At 72.9% G+C, this 16,871-nt stretch carries 13 protein-coding genes; 6 read left to right on the top strand and 7 right to left on the bottom strand.

Features of this window, described 5'->3' with window-relative positions; genetic code table 11:
* Nucleotides 1-100: 100 nt before the first annotated feature.
* Nucleotides 101-499, bottom strand: coding sequence for a DUF5997 family protein (locus tag ACFV2S_RS16075; protein ID WP_383793638.1), 399 nt, complete (start codon nucleotides 497-499; stop codon nucleotides 101-103).
* Between the two features lie 64 nt (nucleotides 500-563).
* Here ACFV2S_RS16075 and ACFV2S_RS16070 point away from each other — a divergent pair, with 64 nt between their 5' ends.
* Complete coding sequence (locus ACFV2S_RS16070) at nucleotides 564-1,370, top strand: LysR family substrate-binding domain-containing protein (protein ID WP_383793641.1); 807 nt, start codon at nucleotides 564-566, stop codon at nucleotides 1,368-1,370.
* 89 nt (nucleotides 1,371-1,459) lie between these two features.
* Nucleotides 1,460-2,038: a Type-2Aa cytolytic delta-endotoxin gene (locus tag ACFV2S_RS16065; protein ID WP_385558635.1), complete on the top strand. Its 579-nt coding sequence runs from the start codon at nucleotides 1,460-1,462 to the stop codon at nucleotides 2,036-2,038.
* 121 nt (nucleotides 2,039-2,159) lie between these two features.
* Here the strand turns inward: ACFV2S_RS16065 and ACFV2S_RS16060 are convergent, their stop codons facing one another.
* From ACFV2S_RS16060 to ACFV2S_RS16045, 4 genes are all read right to left on the bottom strand, one after another.
* Complete coding sequence (locus ACFV2S_RS16060; RefSeq protein ID WP_385558632.1) at nucleotides 2,160-3,821, bottom strand: FAD-dependent oxidoreductase; 1,662 nt, start codon at nucleotides 3,819-3,821, stop codon at nucleotides 2,160-2,162.
* A gap of 38 nt (nucleotides 3,822-3,859) precedes the next feature.
* Nucleotides 3,860-4,762: a diiron oxygenase gene (locus ACFV2S_RS16055; protein ID WP_385558628.1), complete on the bottom strand. Its 903-nt coding sequence runs from the start codon at nucleotides 4,760-4,762 to the stop codon at nucleotides 3,860-3,862.
* Between the two features lie 225 nt (nucleotides 4,763-4,987).
* Nucleotides 4,988-6,778 carry a S8 family serine peptidase gene (locus tag ACFV2S_RS16050; protein WP_385558625.1) on the bottom strand — a complete coding sequence of 597 codons (1,791 nt, stop codon included), beginning with the start codon at nucleotides 6,776-6,778 and terminating at the stop codon, nucleotides 4,988-4,990.
* A gap of 210 nt (nucleotides 6,779-6,988) precedes the next feature.
* Nucleotides 6,989-9,976, bottom strand: a complete 2,988-nt coding sequence (locus ACFV2S_RS16045; protein WP_385558618.1) for a carbohydrate binding domain-containing protein — start codon at nucleotides 9,974-9,976, stop codon at nucleotides 6,989-6,991.
* A gap of 215 nt (nucleotides 9,977-10,191) precedes the next feature.
* On the opposite strand from ACFV2S_RS16045, the gene ACFV2S_RS16040 reads away from it, so the two are divergent.
* A complete protein-coding gene (locus ACFV2S_RS16040; protein WP_385558616.1) occupies nucleotides 10,192-10,560 on the top strand; it encodes a DUF2568 domain-containing protein in 369 nt (122 codons plus the stop codon).
* Between the two features lie 6 nt (nucleotides 10,561-10,566).
* Here ACFV2S_RS16040 and ACFV2S_RS16035 read toward each other — a convergent pair whose 3' ends face one another.
* Nucleotides 10,567-11,019, bottom strand: a complete 453-nt coding sequence (locus ACFV2S_RS16035; RefSeq protein WP_385558613.1) for a MarR family winged helix-turn-helix transcriptional regulator — start codon at nucleotides 11,017-11,019, stop codon at nucleotides 10,567-10,569.
* A 112-nt stretch (nucleotides 11,020-11,131) separates the two neighbouring features.
* Between ACFV2S_RS16035 and ACFV2S_RS16030 the strand changes: the two genes are divergently transcribed.
* Nucleotides 11,132-12,601 carry an MFS transporter gene (locus tag ACFV2S_RS16030; protein ID WP_385558610.1) on the top strand — a complete coding sequence of 490 codons (1,470 nt, stop codon included), beginning with the start codon at nucleotides 11,132-11,134 and terminating at the stop codon, nucleotides 12,599-12,601.
* 189 nt (nucleotides 12,602-12,790) lie between these two features.
* Here the strand turns inward: ACFV2S_RS16030 and ACFV2S_RS16025 are convergent, their stop codons facing one another.
* Nucleotides 12,791-13,999, bottom strand: coding sequence for an Lrp/AsnC family transcriptional regulator (locus tag ACFV2S_RS16025; protein WP_385558607.1), 1,209 nt, complete (start codon nucleotides 13,997-13,999; stop codon nucleotides 12,791-12,793).
* Between the two features lie 236 nt (nucleotides 14,000-14,235).
* Here ACFV2S_RS16025 and ACFV2S_RS16020 point away from each other — a divergent pair, with 236 nt between their 5' ends.
* Together ACFV2S_RS16020 and ACFV2S_RS16015 are read left to right on the top strand one after the other, a co-directional pair.
* A complete protein-coding gene (locus ACFV2S_RS16020; protein ID WP_385558604.1) occupies nucleotides 14,236-15,681 on the top strand; it encodes an MFS transporter in 1,446 nt (481 codons plus the stop codon).
* Nucleotides 15,678-16,862, top strand: coding sequence for a M20 family metallopeptidase (locus ACFV2S_RS16015; RefSeq protein ID WP_385558601.1), 1,185 nt, complete (start codon nucleotides 15,678-15,680; stop codon nucleotides 16,860-16,862). Before ACFV2S_RS16020 ends, ACFV2S_RS16015 begins: the two co-directional genes overlap by 4 nt.
* The last annotated feature ends 9 nt before the right edge of the window (nucleotides 16,863-16,871 follow it).

Genomic DNA, 16,871 nt, shown 5'->3' with positions numbered 1-16,871 from the left:
TACACTATGGGGGGAATAACCCCCGCACGCGCGCCAACGCCCCCCGGGTCGGGCCCGAAGCGCTTCGGGCCGGACCGGCGTGGCGTTCAGAGGGGACCGGTCAGGCGCCCTGGTCGCGGCGCGCCCGCTCGGCGTCGCGCTCCTTGATGCGGACGGTCTCCTTGCGGACCTCCGACTGGGTGGCGCGCTCCTTCTTCAGCCACTCGGGGAGCTCCTGCTTGATCGCCTCGATCTGCTCGGTGGTGAGCGGCTCGGTGATTCCGCCGCGCGCGAGACCGGCGATGGAGACGCCCAGCTTGTTCGCGACGACCGGGCGGGGGTGCGGTCCCTTCTCGCGCAGCTCCTGGAGCCAGGCGGGAGGGTTGGCCTGGAGCTCGTTCAGCTCGGAGCGCGAGACGACACCCTCCTGGAACTCTGCGGGGGTGGCCTCGAGGTACACACCCAGCTTCTTCGCCGCGGTCGCGGGCTTCATCGTCTGGGTGTTCTGGTGCGACGTCATGGTGTCAAGGGTATCGAGCGTGCGGCCGACCTCCGACCACGGCTGCTACCGGTAACCTGGCGGAGTGACAGGCTCGGACGCTTTCCCCGCGGATACCCCCTCCTCCCCCTCCTCCTTCCGGCTCGCCTACGTGCCGGGAGCGACACCCGCGAAGTGGGTGCGGATCTGGAACGAGCGCCTGCCCGACGTGCCCCTGACCCTCCACGCCGTCACACCGGCCGAGGCCTTCGGCGCGCTCCGGGAGGGCACGGTGGACGCGGGGCTCGTCCGGCTCCCCGTCGACGGGGACGACCTCAGTGCCATCCCGCTCTACACCGAGACGACGGTCGTCGTCGTCCCCAAGGACCACCTGTTCGCCGCGGTGGAGGAGGTCTCGGCCGAGGACCTCGCCGAGGAGCTCGTCCTGCACCCCCTCGACGACACCCTGGGCTGGGAGCAGCCGCCCGGGCGCCCCGCGACGGAGCGCCCGGAGACGACCGCCGACGCGGTCGAACTGGTCGCCGCGGGCGTCGGCGTGCTCGCCGTGCCGCAGTCGCTGGCCCGACTGCACCACCGCAAGGACCTCACCTACCGGACCCTCGTCGGCGTCCCGCAGTCGCGGGTGGCCCTGTCGTGGCCGGCGGCGGACGAGGCGCCCGACCTGGTGGAGGAGTTCATCGGCATTGTCCGCGGCCGCACCGTGAACAGCACCCGGGGCCGCCGCGCCGAGGAGAAGAAGGGCCAGAAGCAGCCCAGGGAGCAGCGCGCCGCGAAGCCGGCGAGGTCCGGGAAGCCGGGCGGCGGTTCCCGCACCGCGGGCCGGCCCTCGGCGGCCCGCAAGGGCGGCTCGGGCTCCGGCCGGAGCGGGAAGCCGCGCCGCGGCCGCGGCTGAACCGTCCGCACGGCGGACGCCCGGCGCCCGGCCCCCCGCGCCTCGGCATACTGACCCCTCCTGATCACCGAGATCATCCAGGAGGAGCTTTGGCCGCCAGTTTCAGGACCGTCGTCGAGGTGGCACCGGACCACCTCGACCAGGCCCGGTCCATCGACCGGGTGTTCCAGGAGGCGATCGCCCCGGCGACCGTCAACTTCGACTTCGAGGCGATCCACCGGGCGGCCTCGGCCGTGCCGGACAGCGACGTGGTGAAGATGGTCCGGGGCTGGGGGCTCCAGGAGTACGCCCCCGTCCTGGTCATGGTCCTCTCCCTCAAGGAGGCCGTCCGCCAGGCGCTGCCGCCGGAGTGCGCCGAGGCCGGGTTCTGGGCCACGGTCGAGCGCGAGCTCGTCCAGGCCTTCACCGGGCTCGCCGCGCAGGAGGGGCAGCCCGGACTCTCCTTCTACGAGGAGTCCGGGGACCGCACCCGGTTCTACCGGGACCTGTTCTTCGCCCTCCAGGACGAGGAGACCGGGGACCACATGTACGCCCTGGCCTTCTGCGTCGACGTCACCGTCGAGCTGCCGAAGGCCGAGATGCTGGCGCTCGACCTGACCGACGTCGTGCCCTTCGCGGTACGGCTCAACGCGATCGTGCTCCGCCAGGCGCTGAGCGTCGCGGTCTGACCGTCCGGCCGACGCGCACGTCCGTCCCGTGCGCCCGTCCGAACGCCCGGTCCGTACGGTCGCTCCGTACCGCTCCGCACCGGCCCGCCGTCCCGGGCCGGACCCGAGGAGCGCGACCCCCTCAGTCCCGCAGGCGCGGCCTGCCGCCCCGGGCCGCCGCGACGAGCTCCTGCACCGTGGCCAGCTTGACCCGGGGACGCCCCGCGTCCCGGCCCCGCGCCCGCTCGGCCCGGTCGATGGACGCCAGACCGCGCGCGTCGACGAGCCCCCGCCCGCTGCGGCCCTTCGCGAGGCGCCGGAACTCCTGCGACGTGCCCGTCGGCCTCGGCAGCGCCCCGGCGACCGCGTCCGCGAGCAGCGACCCGATCGTCTCCTCCGCGCAGGCCCGGTTGGCCCCGATGCCTCCGGAGGGTCCGCGCTTGATCCAGCCGACGACATAGCTTCCGGGCAGCCCCGCCACCCGGCCCGCCTCGTGCGGCACGGTCCCGGCGGCCTCGTCGAACGGCAGTCCCGCGAGCGGCACGCCCCGGTAACCGATGGCCCGGACGAGCAGACCCGCCGCGATCTCCGTCCCGTCCGCCGCGCCCTCCCGCGTCACCCGGACCGCCCGCACGTGCTCCTCGCCGAGGGCCTCGACCGGTGCGGAGTGGAAGCGGAGGACGATCCGGCGCCGGTCCGCCGCGGGGGGCCGCGTCCAGTCCACCGCCTCCCGGCCGACGCCCCTCAGGAGCGCGGCCTTCGTCCCGGGCTCCGCCCCGTCGACGGCCGCGCCGGTGCGGGGATCCGAGTCGTCGACGACCAGGTCGACCCCCGGCAGGTGCTTCAGGGCGAGCAGTTCGGAGGTGGTGTACGCGGCGTCCTCGGGACCGCGCCGGCCGAGCAGCACCACCTCGCGGACCCGGGCGTCGCGCAGGGCGGCGAGGGCGTGGTCGGCGATGTCGGTCCGGGCGAGGGCCTCGGGGTCCGTGACGAGGATCCGGGCCACGTCGAGCGCCACGTTGCCGTTGCCGACCACGACGACCCGCTCGGTCGTGAGCCGAACGGCGTCCGCGCCGGTCTCCGGGTGCGCGTTGTACCAGGAGACGACGGAGGTCGCCGAGACGCTGCCCGGCAGGTCCTCGCCGGGGATGCCCAGACGCCGGTCGGAGGGCGCGCCCACCGCGTAGACCACCGCGTCGTGGTGCGCGGCGAGTTCCCCGGGGGTGACGTCGACGCCGACCTGGACGCCGAGCCGCATCCGGACGCGCGGGTGGGCGTGGAAGCGGGCGAAGGTGTCCCCGGCGCCCTTGGTCGCGGGGTGGTCGGGGGCCACGCCGTACCGGACGAGTCCGCCGGCGACGGGCAGCCGGTCGATCAGCGTCACCTCGGCGTTGGTGTGCAGGAGGAGGTCCTCGGCGGCGTACATCCCGGCCGGTCCGGTGCCGACGACCGCGACCCGGATCGGGGCGAAGTCGGACGGGAGGGAGCGCGTGAAGGAGGGCGCGCCCCAGGGGTGGAAGGTGGGCGACGCCAGGACCGGGGCGGGCTCGCGTCCCGCGTAGTGGGCGGCGTTGATCGCCTCGTACTCCCGCAGGGGCTCCGGCAGCCGGTCGGCGGGGAAGATCGCGTCGACGGGACAGGCGTCGGCACAGGCGCCGCAGTCGATGCAGGACCTCGGGTCGACGTACAGCATCTCCGTGGTGCCGAAGTCCGGCTCGTCGGGCGTCGGGTGGATGCAGTTGACCGGGCAGACGGCGACGCAGGTGGCGTCGTTGCAGCAGGTCTGGGTGATGGCGTAGGTCATGGCGTCGGCTCAGCTCGGATCCGGGGGACGGGGGCGGGTCAGACGAGGTGCGCGCGCTGGTAGAAGAAGAGCGCGGGGCGGGTCAGCATCCCGACGTCCGCGAGGAACTCCATCAGTCCGGCGCAGCTGGCGCGCAGGAGCGCCTTGTAGTGCTCGTTGGCGGCGGCCTCGCGGCGTGCGCGCTCGGGGTCGAGCCCGGCCCGCACGTACACCTCCGGGTTCACCAGGCTGGTGATGATGTAGTACGCGGCGATGGCGACCACGAGTGCCTGGAAGTGGCGGCGCGCCCTGCTCGCGCGCGCCAGGTGGCGGCGGGTCTCGTCCCGGGCGAACTTCATGTGCCGGGACTCCTCGACGACATGGATGTTGTTGATGGTGCGGACGAAGGGGACGACCCGCTCGTCGCGCATCCAGTCGCGCTGCATGACGTCGAGGACCTCCTCGGCGACGAGGATGCCGGCGTACGCGGCCTCGCCGAACCCGACGGTCTTCATGAAGCGGCCGAGTTCGAGGACCGACCTCCTGGGCTTGTAGGAGGGCGCGCCGAGCTTCTGGGAGCCGCGGGCGAACATGATGGAGTGCCGGCACTCGTCGGCGATCTCGGTGAGGGCCCACTGGAACCGGGGGTCGGTGTGGTCCATGCGGTAGATGTCACGGAGCATCAGCTGCTGGAGGATCATCTCGAACCAGATGCCGGTGCTGGCCACCGAGGCCGACTCCTGGCGGGTCAGCTCCTTGCGCTGCTCCTCGCTCATCTCGTTCCAGTAGGCGGTCCCGTAGAGGCTGTTCCACTCCGGGCTCTGGCCGTGGAAGTCCTTGTCGAGGGGGGTGTCCCAGTCGACCTCGGTGGCCGGGTCGTAGGAGAGCTTCGCGGCCGACAGGAGCAGCCGCGCGGCGACGTCGTCGTTCTCGTGGTCCGGGCGAACGGTGCTGCTTGCCATGGTGCGGCTCCTCGGGGTCGCGCGAGCGGCTCGGGCTCTTGTTAGACGTTGCGTCTAGCAAGCTTGTTAGACGGAACGTACAACAAGGGCCCGGGGGAGGCCTACCCCCCGGTACGGACTTTCTTCCGCCGGAGTCGCGCGCGGACGCGGACGGGGCCGGAGCCATGGCGGCTCCGGCCCCGTCTCCCGGGTCGGGAGGTGCTGGAAGGTCAGGTTCCAGTGGTCCTAGAAGGTCAGGTTCCAGGCGTCGATCTTGCCCGTGTCCTGGCTCGCGTTGTCGTTCACGCGGAGCTTCCAGACGCCGTTCGCGACCTCCGAGGAGGCGTTGACCGTGTACGTCTGGGCGATGTTGTCCGTACCGCTGCCGGTCCGGTTGTGCAGCGTGTACACGCTGCCGTCCGGGGCCACCAGGTCGACCTTCAGGTCACCGATGTACGTGTGCTTGATGTCGACGCCCACCTTGAGGGTGGCCGGCGCGTTGCCCGTCACGCCGCTGACCGTGATCGGGCTCTCGACCGTGGCGTTGTCCGCGATCGCGACGTCCGCCAGGTTCTCGAAGTACGCCCCGGCCGGCGGGGTGGAGCCGCCGACGGCCTTCAGGGCGTCCACGCGGCCCTCGCCGAAGAAGCTGTTCTTCGCCGTCGTGCCGGTGCAGCGGGCGTCCGACGGGCAGGCCAGGTCGGTGGCCTGCTCGCCGAGCTTCGCGCGGATGTCCGCCGGGGTGTACGACGGGTTGGCGCTGGCGAGCAGCGCGGCCACGCCCGCCACGTGCGGGGAGGCCATCGAGGTGCCGCTCAGCGAGGCGTACTTGCCGCCGGGGGCGGTGCTGTAGACGGACTCGCCGGGGGCCGAGACCTCGATGACGTCACGGCCGTAGTTGGAGAACGAGGCCTTGGACGAGCCGCTGGTGCCGTTGGCGGCGACCGTAACGACGCCCGGCAGCTCGGCCGGGATGTCGAGGCAGTCGTTGGTGATGGTCCGGTTCACCGGCGTCGAGTCGTTGGGGCTCGACGAGTCGGTGGTCTTGTTGGCCAGGTCGACGTTGGAGTTGCCGGCCGCCGCGACCTGAAGGGAGCCCTTGCCCTCGGCGTACGCCTGGGCGCGGCCCACGCCCTCCAGGATGGCCGCCTGGTCGAGGTCGTTCGGGCAGTTGAACTGCCACGGGTCCGTGTAGTAGCTGTTGTTGGTGACCTTGAACCCGTGGTCACCGGCCCACACGAGGCCGCAGACGGTGTTCTCCGCGAAGAACAGGGTGCTGCCCGGCTCGGCGATGCGCACCGAGGAGATCTTCACGCCGGGAGCGACGCCGATGGCGCCCTTGCCGTTCTTGGCGGCCGCGACCGTGCCCGCGACGTGGGTGCCGTGCTGGTCGACGTCGCGCCAGGCCCCGGTCCGGGTGTCCGTCTTGCCGTACGCGCAGGAGACCGAGTCGGCGGCGTTGAAGTTCGGCGCCAGGTCCTGGTGCTGGTCGTCCACGCCGGTGTCCAGGATGCCGACCTTGACCGAGGCCGAGCCCGGGTTGACGGCCCAGGCCTGGTCGGCCTTGATCTGCGTCATGTCCGAGCGCACCGGCTCGGTCGTGGGCGCCGTCGCCTGCGAGGGGTTGGCCGGGAGCGCCGGGTTGTAGGCGTCCGCGGGGACGTCGGAGGTGCGGGTCGCGCCGACCTTCTGGACGCCGGAGACGCCGCGCATCGTGGCGGCGAAGGAGGCGGAGGTCGAGTGCGCGACGATCACGCCGATCGCGTCGTACGAGGCGAAGACCGAGCCGCCGTTGTTCGCGACGGCGGTACGGACGGTGGTGGTGTCACCGGGGGCCGTGATGACCAGGTAGGCGCGGGTGCCCGCGGCCCAGGCGGCGGGCGCCGCGGTGTTCGTCCGGGCGGCCGCGGTGAACGCGGCGAGCGGCTCGTTGTCGAGCGGGGCGGCCTGGGCGAGGGAGACGGGTCCGGCGAGCGCGAGGGCCGTGCCGAGAACGGTCGCCGCGAGTCTCACGCGGCCGGATATCTGGGAAAACAATGCGTCCTCCGATGACCCGGTGGCGCGGGTGGCGCCGGCCGGGCCCTGTGATGTGTGGGGTGGACGCAAGATCCCAGACGGACGGAGCGGAAGGAAGTCTTCTGCCCGACAAGCCCGTTCACGTAACAAAATCTTGACTTGAACATGGCGACGAGGGGGTGGATTTCGGTCCTCCCCCTCGTCACCCCTTGTCGGCCCTCGTCGTACGCGCTACTTGAGGTACGGCCCGGCCGCGCCGATCCTTCCGGGACCGTTCAGGACGTAGACCCGCAGGTTCCCCTTGCCGGGGGCCGCGACAGAGAGGGTCCCGTCGGTGACGGTGCGGACGTCGCCGGTGACGGCGTCCGCGTACGTGCCGTTCGGGACGCCCGTGAAGGAGGCGCCGCCCGAGACCGTGACGAGGGCGAAGCTGTCCGTTGAGCCGCTGGTGTAGCGGCGCTTGAACGCCATGCCGCCCGTGACGCCCTCCGTGGAGTACTGGCCCGCCTGGAGCGCGGGGACGGCCCGGCGGATCTGGTTGAGCCGCTGGACGTGCCGGACCAGGGGCTGCTGGAGCGTGGTCGCGACCGCGCCCGAGGCGGCGGAGACCTGGCAGAAGTCGGTGGCCGTGACGGATCCGGCCACGTGGTCGCCGAAGTACGCGCGGCCCGTGCCGGCGAGCGGGCAGGCCGGCCCGCAGTCGATCTTCTTCCCCTTCTGGAACTCGATCTCGGATCCGTAGTACAGCGTCGGGATGCCGCGGAAGGTCCACATCAGGGACATGTTCTCCGCCCAGGCGTCGGTGCCGCCGGCGTACCGCTCGCTCGACTTGTTCGGCCCGTAGTCGTGGCTGTCGACGTAGACGACGTTGTAGGTGGCGTCGTTGTAACTGTCGTCGGAGTCCTTGCCGTTGGAGAAGGCGTTCTGCGCGTCACCGAAGTTCATGTGCATGCGCATGTCGATGACGTTCATGCCGGAGAAGCGGCTGTGGTCGGGCGCGTGGTAGCTGTTCCCCTCCAGGAAGGCGTTGGTGGAGGTGGGCTGGTCGCCGGTGCCCCGCTGCTGCTCGTAGGCGTACATCTCCAGGGCGGCCCTGGTGTCGTCGGCGTCGTACTCCTTGCGCTCCTTCCAGGTGTAGAACTGGGCGGAGTGGTTCACCGAGCCGCGGTTCCACTTGTCGTTGACGAAGGCGGCGACCTCGCCGAAGACGAAGAAGTTCGCGGCCGCCTCGGCCCCGTGACGTTGCGTCACCCGCTCCTGGATGGCCGGCAGGAAGCGGCGGTTCCAGGTGGTGCGCGGTATGTGCACGGCCGTGTCGACGCGGAAGCCGTCGACGCCCATGTCGATGTACTTGTCGTACGCGCCGATCAGGTAGTTCTGCACGGTCGCGTTCTCGGTGTCGAAGTCCGCCAGGTCCTCGTGCAGCCAGCAGGAACGGGAGTCCTCACCCTCCCAGTTGCCGATCCAGCACTGGTGGTAGAGCGCCTTCGGGAACATGCCGGAGGTCGGGCTCGGCCACTGGCAGTTGTAGACCGTGTAGCCCTCGGCGCTCTTTCCGCCGGTGGGCCTTCCCCAGTTCACGCACGTGTTGCCGGCGGGCTCGGCGGTCGACCACAGGTCGCCGTTGGAGTAGGACTTCCCGGACTTCGCGTCGACGGTGAGCCCGTCGTACTCGAAGCCGGGCTGCTTCTCGTCGTAGTACCAGCTCCACTGGGCGTCCCGCACGCCGTACACGGTCGGCACGAACAGGCCCTTGGCGCCCCAGCGGGAGGAGTGGTTGTAGACGACGTCCTGGTAGATCTTCATGCCCTTGGCGTGGGCGGCGTCGATCAGGTCCTGGTACGAGGCGCCGGCGGACTCCAGGCGCGGGTCGACCTTGTAGAAGTCCCAGCCGTGGTAGCCGTGGTAGTCGTAGTCCGAGCGGTTGAGGACCACCGGCGTGACCCAGATCGCCGAGAACCCGAGCCCCTTGACGTAGTCCAGCTTCTGGATGAGGCCCTTGAAGTCGCCCCGGAACATGGGGTCGTCGTTCGCCGCGTTCCCCGACTTCACGTGCTGGCTGCCGCCGCGGTCGTTCGACGCGTCACCGTCGTTGAACCGGGCGGTCAGGACGAAGTAGATCGGATCCTTGCGCGGGTCCGTGCCGAGCGGCTTCCCGGTCGCGGGCGTGGCCGGCCTGTCGCCGGTCGTCGCGGTCGCGGCGGCCGAGGCGGCGGAGACGTTCCCGGCGGCGTCCACGGCCCTCACCGTGTAGGTGTACGCGGTGCGTTCGGCGAGTCCGGTGTCGGAGTACACGGTGGAGGCGACGTCGGTCACGACCGTGCCACCGCCGCCGCCGACCCGGGTGACCTGGTACTTCGTCACGCCCCGGTCGTCGGTGGCCGGGTCCCAGGAGAGCAGGACGGAGACGCCGTCGGCGGTGGCGGTCACTCCGGCCGGCGCGGTGGGGGGCCGGGTGTCGGGCGGGGTCGCGGCGCAGGGGTCGGCGGCGTTCGCCGTCACCACCCGGTTCCGCACGGTCGAGACGCCCGTGCCGATCGTGTAGTCGGAGCCGCCGTTGTTGTCCCAGGTCCCGTTGCCGTTGTTGAACGCGGCCTTGAGGGAGGCGGCCGTCCCGAGGTCGATCTCCCGCTTCCACCAGCCGGCGCAGGCCGCCTGCATGCCGACGCCCGGGACGGCGGTCCACGTGCCGCCCGCGGGCTGGTAGTGGAGGTTCGCGGTGGACCAGCCGAGGGCTTCCGTGGAGTAGTAGACCGTGGCCCCGGCGGCGGGGGAGGGCGTGGTGTCCCCGCACGGGTCGGAGTGGGCGACCACCCCGTCCCTGACGGTGATGTTCCCGGTGCCCAGGGCGTAGTTCCTGCCGCCGTTGTTGTCCCAGGTCCCGCTGCCGTCGTTGAAGGTCGCCCGGAGTCCGGAGGCCGTGCCGAGGCTCACGGTCTTCTTCACCCAGTCCGCGCAGGCGGGTTCCATGGCGACGCCCGGGACCGTGGTCCAGGAGCCGCCGTCGGGGGCGTAGTGCAGCCGGGGGGCGGCCCAGTTCTTCGTCTTCGTCCAGTAGAAGACCGTCGCGGTGTTCTCCGCGACGGCCGTGACGGCGGCGACGGGGGAGGTCCGGGGCGCGGGCGGGCCGGGTGGCGCGGCGAGCAGGCCGAGCAGGCCGGCGGCCAGCGCCAGGAGGGCCACCGGGCGTCCGGGCCGGGGGACGGGGATGCGGCTCATCTGAAGCTCCAGACGGAGGCGTTCCGTACGGGCCGGCGGGGAGCAGCGGGGATCGGCACCGAATGGAAACGCGATCGGAAAGTTTCTGAAACGTCTTGCGTCGGGCGGAAGTTACCGCCGCGGGGGCGGGGGAGGGAAGACTTCTGACGGAAGCGGCGCCCGGCGTCTACGCTCGGGCCGTCCGCGTACGAGTGATCGAGGTCGAGAGGTTCCCGATGAAGCTGCCCGCCCCGCTGCACGTGGCCAACGAGGGGCTGGCGTTCCTCCTGGAGCTCGCCGCCCTGGCCGTACTGGCGTGGTGGGGGTGGGAGGCCGCGGAGAGCGTGGCGCTCCGGCTGCTGCTCGCCGTCGCCGCGCCCGCTCTCGCGGCCGTCGTGTGGGGCCTGTTCGCCGCGCCGCAGGCACGGTTCCGGGTGCCGCTCGCGGGCGTCCTGCTCGTGAAGGCCCTGGTGTTCGGCGCGGCGGCGCTCGCGCTCCTCGGTCTCGAACGTCCGCTGTGGGCCGTCGTCCTCGCCGTCGTGGCGCTCGTCAACACCGCCCTGGCGACGGCGGACCGGCGGGCCGCGATGCACCGCGGCGCCTGAGCGCCGTCACGGCCGGGGCCAGGGGCGTCCTTCGAGTCGCTCGATGTCCCGGTTGAAGCGCTCCAGGTAGGCGGCGAAACGGAGCACGTCCTCGGGCGACCACTCCTCCAGCACGCGCTCCAGGCCCTCGATGTTCGAGGACCGGTCGGCCTCCAGGCGACGCTCGCCCTCCTCCGTGATGCGGAACTTGCGGGCGATCCCGCCGTCCGGATCCGGGATGCGCTCCACGACGCCGGCGCGGAGCATCGCGGCCGTCTGCCGGTTGAGGGTGGAGGCGTCGAGGCCGAAGGCCTCGCTGAGCTGCCCGATGGACATCGGCCCGTGCATCCGGATGCGGGTGAGGAGCACGTACGCGCTGCGGTCGAGCTGGACCCCGGCCGCGCGGCGCGGTCCGTACAGGTGGGCGTGCCGTCCGAGCAGCATGCTCTCGAACTCGACCAGGTGGGTGGGCTTGTCCATGGAGGCATTCTCTCCTGTTCCGCAACCATATGCATCCTGCATAGCTTGTGTATAGAGCAACAGATATGCATGATGCATATAAGTCAATCGAAGAACCTGTGAGGGAGAACCCGTGGACGGCTCCAAGCCCGACGCCCGCCCCGGCGGCGTCGTCGGCGTCCTCGCCATGGCCGGCATCGTGGCCGCGCTCATGCAGACCCTGGTGGTGCCGCTCATCGGGGACCTCCCGAAGCTGCTCGGCACCACCGCCTCCAACGCGTCCTGGGTGATCACCGCCACCCTCCTCGCCGGAGCCGTCGCCACCCCCGTGGCGGGCCGTCTCGGCGACACCCTCGGCAAGCGGCGCGTCCTGCTCGCCTCCGTGATCCCGCTCGTCGCCGGCTCCGTCGTCTGCGCGCTCGCCTCGTCCGTCGTCCCGATGATCGTCGGACGCGGACTCCAGGGCCTCGGCATGGGCGTCGTACCGCTCGGCATCAGCCTGCTCCGGGACATCCTCCCGCCCGAGCGCCTCGGCGGCTCCATCGCCCTGATGAGCGCCTCCATGGGCGTCGGCGGCGCCCTGGGCCTGCCCTTCTCCGCCGCCGTCGCCGAGAACGCCAGCTGGCGCGTGCTCTTCTGGGTCGCCGCCGCCCTGAGCCTCGTCGTCGGCTTCCTGATCTGGCGCGTCGTCCCCGACGGCCGCCGCGCCGCCGCCCCCGGCCGCTTCGACGTGCCCGGCGCGCTCGGCCTCGGCGTCGGGCTCGTCGCCCTGCTGCTCGCCGTGTCCAAGGGCGCCACCTGGGGCTGGGGCAGCGGCACCACGCTCGGCCTCTTCGCCGTCGCGGCCGTCGTCCTGCTCGGCTGGGGCTTCTGGGAGCTGCGCACCTCCGACCCGCTCGTCGACCTGCGCGTCACCGCCCGCCCGGTCGTCCTCATGACCAATGCGGCCTCGGTCCTGGTCGGCTTCGCCATGTACGCGCAGTCCCTGGTCGTGCCCCAGCTGTTCCAGCTGCCCGAGGCGACCGGGTACGGCCTGGGGCAGTCGATGATGGCCATGGGCCTCTGGATGGCCCCGGCCGGCCTCATGATGATGATCCTCGCGCCGCTCGGCGCCAAGCTCTCGGCCGCCCGCGGCCCCAAGGTCACGCTCTCCCTCGGCGCGCTCGTCATCGCCGTCGGGTACGGCTCCTCGCTCGCCCTCATGGGCTCCACCTGGGGCCTGCTCGCCGTGACCCTCATCTGCAACACCGGTGTCGGACTCGCCTACGGGGCCATGCCGGCCCTCATCATGGGCGCGGTGCCGCAGGAGGAGACCGCCTCCGCCAACAGCTTCAACACCCTGATGCGCTCCATCGGCACCTCCGTCTCGGCCGCGGTCATCGGTGTCGTCCTCGCCCAGATGACCACCACCCTCGGCGGCCACGCGCTGCCCTCCGAGGACGGCTTCCGGGTCGCGATGCTCATCGGCTGCGGTGTCGGTCTCGTGGCCTCGGTGGTCGCCGCGCTCATCCCCGCGAAGGCCGCGGCGGCCCCCGGCGACACCGTCCGGGACGCCGGGCCGGGAGTGGACCCGCTCCCCGCCCCGCGGGCCACGACCGCCTGACGGCGGAGAGGACCGGGCGGCGCCGCCGCGGGGGACGTGGGGACGGTCCCGCGACGCCGCCGCCCGTCCGGCGGGCGTACCGCAGAGGCGCGCGCCGGACCACCGAGGGCCCCGCGGGTCGCGCGAGCGACCGGCGGGGCCCTCGCCGTGGGCGCCCCCTCGCCGCGGCGGGGGTGCCGCGTCCGTCCCTCAGGCCTCGACCGCCGTGAAGCCCGCCCTCTTGTACGTCCGCATCAGGAGCGCCGTCTCCGTCGACGTCACGCCCTCCAGGCGGGCGAACACCCGGGCCGTGAACTCCTGGAGGTCCCGGGTGTCGCGGTGGCTGGAATACCCGAGCAGGCTCGTCCCGCCGCTCGTGACCACCAGGTGCCGCACGGCCGGTTCCCGCGCCAGCAGCCGGATCGCGCCGTCCAGCTCGCGGTGCGGGACACCGAGGCGGAACCGCGCCTCCACCGGATACCCCAGGACCGCCGGGTCGGCGTGCAGCCGCAGGTGCAGCACGTGCGAGGCCGTCAGCCGGGCCAGGCGCCGCCGGGCCGTCGTCTCGCCGACGCTCAGCTCCCGTGCGAGGCGCGTCGTCGACATGCGGGCGTCGCGCCGGAGCAGCTCGACGAGCCGCCGGTCGAGCTCGTCCACGTCCGGCGGCTCGGGGAGCGCGGTGCCCTCGACGGCGTGCCGCCGCACGTCCGTGGGCTCGTCGTCGTACGGTGCCCAGTCGCTGGCCGTGAGCAGCAGCCGGAGCACCACCGCCGAGTGGATGTCCACGACCCCGTCGAGCCGGCCGATCGCGGTGTCCACGAGGGTGAGGAGCGCGTCGTGACCGGCCGCCTGGAGCTCGACGAACACGTCGAGCGCCCCGGTGGCGACCTCGACGGACCGCGTCTCGTCCAGGGCGGCGAGCGTCAGCGCCACCTCGTGGACGCGCCCGGGCGCGCACCGTACGGCGATCTCCGCCGTCACCCCCTCGTACTGGTACTCGGGGATGAGCGCCGCCACGAACGCGACCCGCCCGTCGGCGGTCATCCGCTCCAGGCGGCGCGCGACGGTCCGCTCGTGCGCCCCGACGGCCGCGGCGACCTCCGCGAAGGGGGCGCGCGGGTCGCGGTGCAGGACCTTGAGGATCCCGTGGTCCAGCGCGTCCAGGCCGCCGGCGGCCCCGGATCCGCCGGCCCCCTCGCCCCGGACGCCGCCTCCGGCCGGGCCGGCCCCACCGGTTCCGGCGCCCGGGCCGCCGGCCCCGACACCCGGGCCGCCGGTCGCGACAGCCGATCCGCCCGCCGCCGTGCCCGCCCCGCCCGCCGCCGTGCCCGCCCCGCCGGTCCTCTGACCCGCGCCGCCGCCGGGCGCGCCCGCGCCCGCCCCGCCGCCTCCGTGCCGGGGTGCCCGTTCCGTCGTCATCGCGTCTCTTCTCCTCCCGGCAGGGGCCGCCCGAAGACGCCCCACCCGGCCCGCTCGTGCCCGAATCCGCCGTCGCGCCCCCACGTGCTGCCGCAATCGGCCGTCTTCACGGTCAAGTCTTGCCCGAAGTGCCGTTCGGTCGCCACATTGTGGTGCATCTTCCGCCCCCGTTCCCCACCCGTCGGGCGGTCCCCTCCCCATCGAGCCCCCGCGGCCCTCCCGAAGAGGTAGTACGTATGACGGACGTCGGTACCCGCACCGCCCCCGGCCGGAGAAGGGCCGTACGGCCCGTCCCCGCCGGCGCGGTCATCGCCTCGGTCGTGCTCGTCGAGCTCTCCAGCGGCATCACCCAGGGATTCCTCTCCCCGCTGCTCAAGGGCCTCACGGACACCCTGCGGGTCACCGCCGCCGACCTGAACTGGATCAGCATCGCGAACCTGCTGGCCAGCGTCGCCTTCACGCCGGTCCTCGCCCGTATGGGCGACCTCTACGGCCACCGCCGCCTGCTCCGCTGGAACCTCGCGATCGTCATCGCCGGCTCCGTCCTCGTCGGACTCAGCCGCTCCTTCCCGATGCTGCTCGCCGGCCAGATCCTCCAGGGCGCCATCGCCGGCTTCTTCCCGCTCCTCGTGGGCATCCTCCGCAACCGCCCCGACGGCGGCGACGCGGAGAGCCGCCGCGGCATCAGCCGCATGGTCGCCGCGCTGATCGGCGGCCTCACCCTCGGCCTGCTCTCCAGCGGTCTCATCGCCGCGACCGTCGACAGCCCGACCGCCGCCCTCTGGGTGCCCGCCGTCGGCGCCAGTATCGCGCTGGCCGTGACCTGGCCCCTGCTCCCCGAGTCCGAGAACCGCCCCGGCGGCTCCGTCGACTGGGCCGGGGCGGTGCTGCTCTGCGTCGGCCTGGTCGCCCTGATGCTCGCGCTCGGTCTCGGCGGCACCCCCGGCTGGGAGTGGAGCTCCGCCCGGACCCTCGTCACCCTCGTCGGCGGTGTGCTCGTCACCGCCCTGTGGGTCCTCGTGGAGCTCCGTACCGCCGAGCCGATGATCGACGTCCGGATGTTCGCCCGGCGCAACGTCGTGGTGGTCTCCGTCGTGACGCTCTCCTTCAGCTTCTGCATGCTGGGCCTCCAGGTCGCCCACCCGGTCTTCCTGGGCACGAGTGCCGACGAGACCGGCTACGGCTTCGGGTACGGCCCCGCCGTCATCGGCCTGGGCATGCTCCCCAACCTCCTGGCCATGGCCCTGGGCGCGCTCGCCGCGCCGGCCGTCGCCGCCCGCATCACCGACCGGCTCACCCTGGTCACCGGCTCCGCCCTGATGGCCGTCGGGTACGTCGTGGTCCTCGCCACGCACTCCTCGGCGCCGCTCTTCCTCCTCGGCACGGCGCTCGCCGGACTCGGCAACGGCTTCCTGCAGCACTCCACGCGGACCCTCGCCGTCGAGTCCGTCCCCCACGACCGGACGTCCGTCGGCTCCGGCATCAACGAGCTGATCATCAACGTCGGCGGCTCGCTCGGCGCCGCCGCCGTCCTCACCGTCTTCGCCGGGCACACCCCCGCCGGTCACACCCTGCCGGACCTCGGCGCCTACACCACCTCCTGGGTGCTGTGCGCGGCGATCTCCGTCGCCGGCGGCGCCGCCTCCCTCCTCTACCGCACCCCGTCGAAGGACCTCCGATGACGACCACCACCACGGCCCGCGACCGCAGCCGGGCCACCCTGAGCCGCCACCAGGACACGGTCATCGGCCTCAGCCACGCCCTGCACGCCGACCCCGAGCTCGCCTACGAGGAGCACCGCGCGGCCCGCCGCATCACCGACCTCGTGGAGCGCGCCGGCTTCGACGTGACCCGCGAGGCGTACGGACTGCCCACCGCCTTCCGCGCCACCGCCGGCAGCGGCGACCTGGTGGTCGCGATCTGCGCCGAGTACGACGCGCTGCCCGGCATCGGCCACGCCTGCGGCCACAACGTCAACGGGTCCGCCTCCGTCGCCGCGGCCCTGGCGCTCGCCCCCCTCGCCGACGAGCTCGGCCTCACCGTCGCGCTCCTCGGCACCCCCGCGGAGGAGTCGGGCGGCGGCAAGGTGGACATGCTCCGCGCCGGGGCCTTCGACGACGTGGCGGCCGCCATGATGGTGCACGCGGCGCCGCAGGACGCCGTGGGCCTGTCGACCCTCGCCATCAGCAGCCTCTCCGTCGCGTACACCGGCGTCCCGGCGCACGCCGCCGCGATGCCGCACCGGGGGGTCAACGCCGCCGACGCGATGATGATCGCCCAGGTCGCGATCGCCGCCCACCGCCAGCAGATGATCCCCGGCGCCGTCGTCTCGGGCGTCGTCACCTCGGCCGGGGACGCGGCGAACGTCATCCCCGGGAGCGCCACCGCCACCTACGACGTCCGGGCCGGCACCAGCGAGGAACTCGCCGAGCTCCAGGCGCGGGTCCGGGCCTGCTTCGAGGCCGGGGCCCTGGCCACCGGCGCCGAGCTCGTCCTGGAGACGGTCGGCAACGACTACGCCGACCTCCGTCAGGACCTCGCGATGGGGCGGAGCTACCAGGCCGCCGCCGAGGCGCTCGGCCGCACCGTCCTCCCCAACGACCCGGGTCTGCGCGGCGGTTCGACCGACATGGGGAACGTCTCGCACCTCGTCCCGACGATCCACCCCTCCATCGGGTACGACTGCGGCGACACGATCATGCACCACCCGGACTTCACCCGGTACGGCACCACGGCCGCCGCCGACCGGGCCGTCCTGGACGGCGGACTCGCCATGGCGTGGACCGCGATCGACCTGGCGACCGACCCGGCCCAGCGCGAGCGGCTGCTCGCCCGCGTCGCCGCCCGGGCCGCCGCGAACTGAGCGGCGCAC

Origin of the sequence: Streptomyces sp. NPDC059695, assembly GCF_042733785.1 — a bacterium.
Classification (GTDB): domain Bacteria; phylum Actinomycetota; class Actinomycetes; order Streptomycetales; family Streptomycetaceae; genus Streptomyces.
The sequence above is the reverse complement of the archived record's forward strand: the minus strand, read 5'-3'. Positions and strand labels throughout refer to the sequence as shown.

Coding starts and splice junctions, on each gene's coding strand:
- ACFV2S_RS16035 (WP_385558613.1), bottom strand. CDS start 11,019: ATGGACAAGCCCACCCACCTGGTCGAGTTCGAGAGCATGCTGCTCGGA.
- ACFV2S_RS16015 (WP_385558601.1), top strand. CDS start 15,678: ATGACGACCACCACCACGGCCCGCGACCGCAGCCGGGCCACCCTGAGC.
- ACFV2S_RS16040 (WP_385558616.1), top strand. CDS start 10,192: ATGAAGCTGCCCGCCCCGCTGCACGTGGCCAACGAGGGGCTGGCGTTC.
- ACFV2S_RS16045 (WP_385558618.1), bottom strand. CDS start 9,976: ATGAGCCGCATCCCCGTCCCCCGGCCCGGACGCCCGGTGGCCCTCCTG.
- ACFV2S_RS16060 (WP_385558632.1), bottom strand. CDS start 3,821: ATGACCTACGCCATCACCCAGACCTGCTGCAACGACGCCACCTGCGTC.
- ACFV2S_RS16025 (WP_385558607.1), bottom strand. CDS start 13,999: ATGACGACGGAACGGGCACCCCGGCACGGAGGCGGCGGGGCGGGCGCG.
- ACFV2S_RS16055 (WP_385558628.1), bottom strand. CDS start 4,762: ATGGCAAGCAGCACCGTTCGCCCGGACCACGAGAACGACGACGTCGCC.
- ACFV2S_RS16020 (WP_385558604.1), top strand. CDS start 14,236: ATGACGGACGTCGGTACCCGCACCGCCCCCGGCCGGAGAAGGGCCGTA.
- ACFV2S_RS16075 (WP_383793638.1), bottom strand. CDS start 499: ATGACGTCGCACCAGAACACCCAGACGATGAAGCCCGCGACCGCGGCG.